Raw genomic sequence first — 4,370 nt, 5'->3', positions numbered from 1 at the left:
AGCCTACTCCGACCGGTATCTACGGGCTCCGCTCCAGGTACTCCTGCTAATGCGAACCGCCGCTGCCCTTCGCGATGCACTGGCGACCAAAGGGGCCTCTCTGCCCTTCTCGGTTCAAACCAGTCCCCTCGGCAACCGCGCGGACGGGGGGCACTCACGCCTCATCCATGATTGGCGGTTCGAAGACGACCGAAAGGGCACCGCGGTGGACCTCGCGAAACGGCTTGGTCTCGACTGCACCTTTCTAAGTGGCCAAATCTCGCACGGGCGCAAGATGACTTTGCAGTTTGACGACCAGACAAACGCAGTGATCCTTTTCGATCAAGGGTTCGGATATTGGCGTGCATCTGGATCGGACTCTCATAATTTCCGCATGCAAGCAAGCATACAGGCTAACGCGCTGCTGAACTCTTCCACGCTCGTTTCTGGTCTAGGTGAGAGCTACATAGCCATAACTCGCGGATAACTTTGCCGCGGAGCTGTTTACGAGTTCGAGCATTCCAAGAACACCTTTGTAGGGGCGCAACACCCGAGCGGTGCGACAGGCACTTCGCCCGGGATGTGGGGTTGGCGCTTTTCGCATGCAAACGCGCTCGTCCAATCCGCGGACAGCGCAGGTTAAGACCCGGTCGCAACGCGCCCGCGAGGCGTTGGCCACCCAAGTGAAAGGATACGCTCCACGTCGCTACGAGCCAGAACTTCGCTCGCGGCCGCCCACCCGTCTTCGGCGAGAAGACCGGCCGCGTAACGATCTTCGAATGGGTCGAATCGCTTACGCGGTACTGTGTACCCGCGCAGGCGCTCCTCCAGTGTCTCGATATCTTCAATCCAGTCGGCTTCGATCGTTTCGGGCAGAGTGCCGAGGATGTCGCTCGACTTCTTCAGCCGTTCGGACAGTACGCGATAGACCTTCTCGTCGATCGTGCCGGCGTACGTGAGATTCGCCATGTCGACCCTTTGCCGCGTCTGACCGAACCGTTTGATGCGGCCGATGCGCTGCTCGAGCCTCGAGGGATTCCAGGGTAGGTCGACATTGATCAGGGTGCCGAGAGTCTGCAGGTTGAGTCCCTCACACGCGGCATCCGTCGCGACGACCAGCTTGATCTCCCGGTTTGCGACGAGGTGTTTGATTTGCGTGCGCTCGATAGAAGTGGGCACGCCGCCCGATAGTAGGCGTGACTTGCCTGTCCCGGCATAGAGTGCGACGACTTGGTCGGGGCGATCAAGGCTAAGAGACTCGGCTATCCAAGCAGCCGTATCATAGTATTGGCTAAAGATGATCGACCCGAGTTCGCGCCAGGTGCGCTTGTCAGTGACGTGCTCGTCGAGAAAGTAGCGGACCGCCTTCAACTTCGGATCGCCGCCGCCTTGCAGGGCATCGACGATGACATGAAGATGGTTGCGTTCTTCGCTGCGCGGGTCGAAGGCAGATGAGTCGAGCTCTTCTTGGATCTCCTCGTCGAGATCGCCTTCCCCCATGAGCGCTTTGGCTGTAGCGATCGCGGCGGCTTGGCTGGAGCAGAGGCGCTGCATTAGAAGTGTTCTCATGAAGCCGGCTGGTTTGTCGCGACGCGCATACGCCTTCGTGAAGGCGGTCACTGCCTCAAGGGCGATGTTGAAGGCTTCAGACGTGTAGAGGCTAAGGCCATCGAAAAGGTGCGCAGGTATCTGTTCTCCGGCGCTTGGATGAATATCGACTGGCAGCGCCGGTAACAGGCCTAGGCGCTCGAGGTCTCTGCGCTTCCTGAGTACGACGTGTCGCAGCAAGGGGTTGTTGCGACGGAAGTAGTCTCGTGATGTGAGCTCCATCTCCGCCTTCATGGCGATTACAGGATTGGACATGTCCGACGCAAACTTGTTCGTCAGCCACTCTCTGTCACCTAGGTCCAGTTCCGATCGTATGTCGGCAATCAGGTCATCGTTATCGGTTGGCGGCAGAGGATTGGTGATTAGCTGCCAACCCTCACGGAGGTTGATGACCTGCCGCTCGCCTTTAAGGTAGGGCAACACGCGGTTGGGAAACTGCCAATCGGAGAATGCGCTTCCCAGGACAAACTCGGCGCCTTGGTTGAGAGCTTGCAGTATATCCCAGAGATCAGCTTCGCTGGTCTGTATCGGAGTGGCTGTCGAGAGCAGCATATGCTGTGTTCGCGTCGCTATGCGCGTTATAAACTTCAGCAGATTGTTGGGAAATCGCTCGTCCGATCCGACCGGCTCGGAACTGCGCGCCTTGTGCGCCTCGTCCAGTATGACCATACCATAGCGGCGTCGCAGCAGGTGCTCCGCTTCGGTGCCAGGCTTTGGTTCGCCATGCCGGTCAACCCCCTGAACGATGAGTCCGGTCGAGACAAGGCCAACTGCATACGGGCAGCGGGCGACGTCGGGGACACCGGCACCTTTGATCGTGCGGCCGGCGGGGTCGATCCAGCATTTCCGGGTGCTGTGCCAGCGGGCGACGGGCATCGCGAGCCGGTCAAGCAGCTCGATTTGCCACTGCTCGAGGAGTGTCGACGGTGTCATAATTAGCACGGGGCCGTCTCCCAGCAGGACCGAGATCAAGGCCGATGCCGCGAGAGACAACGTCTTGCCGACGCCGACCTCGTCGGCGAGGAGCACGCGAGCGCGACCGTAGGTTTCGCGATGAGCCAAAAACTGAACGACGAAGGCCCGCTGCCAAGGCTGAAGCGCTTCACCCTCTCTGTAAATCGGCGTCTCGGCGAGCGCGGCCGGAACCATGTTAGCTGGTTGATCGTGGAAGTTGACGACCTCGACCTCGCGCCGGTTCGCGAGCCGTCCGACTTCGGCTACGATCGCGTCTGGCAGCGGCTTGCCTTGAGCCCACAGCTCATCGAACTCGGCTTGGACCCAGGAGACGCCTTCTGGTGAGCTGTCTTCCCAGACAAGTTCGTAGTTGTAAGCCCAGGCTGCCTTGGTCTCGTTGATTGAACCCATGAAGGCGACGGCGCCTTCGGGCCCGGTGATTACACCAGCTTTGCCGTGGAGGAACGGAGCGACCGTTCGCGGGACGACCTTGATTTCGACGCGTCCAGAGATGAGGAGTTCGTAAAGCTTTGAGTAGCGGTCTCGATGCACGACCGCATCTACGATCAGGTCATCTTCGACGAATCTCTGGAACAGCCGCGCCTCCCTGACCCGCTGGGCAGCTTCGATGTCCTCTGGATCGAGGTCGGCGTTGGCGACAATGCGAACCTTTTCGATGCCTTTGATCTCTTCGCCGACGAGTTCGAATATCGAGGATCGGAAGTAGCCCGCTATCCGATCGTAGGTGATAGCGGTCCTCAGCCGTTCTGCAAGGTAGCTCTGCGAAAGCCTGCCGAGCCGGGAGGAGAAGCGTGCGAGGCTCCCGTGCTCCGCGAAGGGCGTGGAGACCATACCGGAGCCGCCCGTCTTCATAGCTATAGGCGTTCGTTTCGAAGAAGGTTGGCTAGAACGCTTGCCTGTCGTCCTTCGCCTTCAACCCGGCCACGTCGGTTGGCGACGAAATCGGCGACCTCGATGATGTCCGAGCGCCGCTTGAAGTAATCTGGAACGATGTCCCGCAGCTGGGTTAGCAGAGTCTCGACGTTCACTTCGCTCATCAGCGCGTCGATCGCGAATAAGGTCGCGCGTACGATACCGTTGCCGAAGTCGCGCAGGTCGAAGCCGTAGCGTGGGCCGAACTCGCCCGCCGACTTCAGCCGCGCTGCGTTCGGTTGCATGCTCTGCATGAAGGGCGCATAGTCGTGAAGGCGGAAGGCTCGCGCGAAGTTCTGATAATCATCGAGCTTCGATCTGCCACCGGCCTCAGTGGAGATCATCTTCAGGTAGAAGCGTTCGGGGCCCTTGAGCTGCTGCCATAGTCGTGCGCTGAGACCTTCGGGAATCATATGTTCGTTTGCGACGGCGACGGCGTATTCGATCATCCGGTCGACGAACGTCTGCTCTCCTTTCCGGCGCGGTCTGAGTGCCTCGGACGTCATGTCCCGGCCATCAATCTTCGTGTAGCCGGTCAAAACCCTTAGTGCCGCAGCGTACCCGGCCATCTGCAGGTCGGGGTCTTCGAAGACATTCTCGATGTGGCCGGCGCCCTTGAGGGACTGGTTCAGGCCGACGAGGGTGTCGATCTGCCGTGCGACCTCGATCCGAACATCCTGTACGATCTCGTCCTCGTAACCTGAAGCGGCTACTGTCCGCTTACGGAGAACGAGGATCACCGTACCTTGAACGTAGCCGCCCTTCTTGAGCTCACTGGTAGTCTCAGTGGCGATGTACCAGGCTGCGATCACCTGCAGGCCGGCACCCCAGAAGATTTGGGCCAAATCGGCCCAGACCGACCCGGACTGGTGAGTGAACATCACGATCTGCAGCCC

The 4,370-nt window shown here is 59.7% G+C and carries 1 protein-coding gene and 1 pseudogene; both read right to left on the bottom strand.

Translation table 11 applies throughout. The annotated features are described in order from the left end of the window. Window positions 1-618 precede the first annotated feature (618 nt). Window positions 619-3,414: a phospholipase D-like domain-containing anti-phage protein gene (locus tag EOA33_RS25590; protein ID WP_245482433.1), complete on the bottom strand. Its 2,796-nt coding sequence runs from the start codon at window positions 3,412-3,414 to the stop codon at window positions 619-621. Window positions 3,415-3,416: 2 nt separating this feature from the next. Further along, window positions 3,417-4,370: pseudogene (locus EOA33_RS25585) on the bottom strand (DNA methylase); the annotation flags it as partial.

The sequence above is a fragment of the Mesorhizobium sp. M4A.F.Ca.ET.050.02.1.1 genome (genome assembly GCF_003997725.1).
Lineage (GTDB): Bacteria > Pseudomonadota > Alphaproteobacteria > Rhizobiales > Rhizobiaceae > Mesorhizobium.
This window is presented reverse-complemented; position numbering and strand designations above follow the sequence as displayed.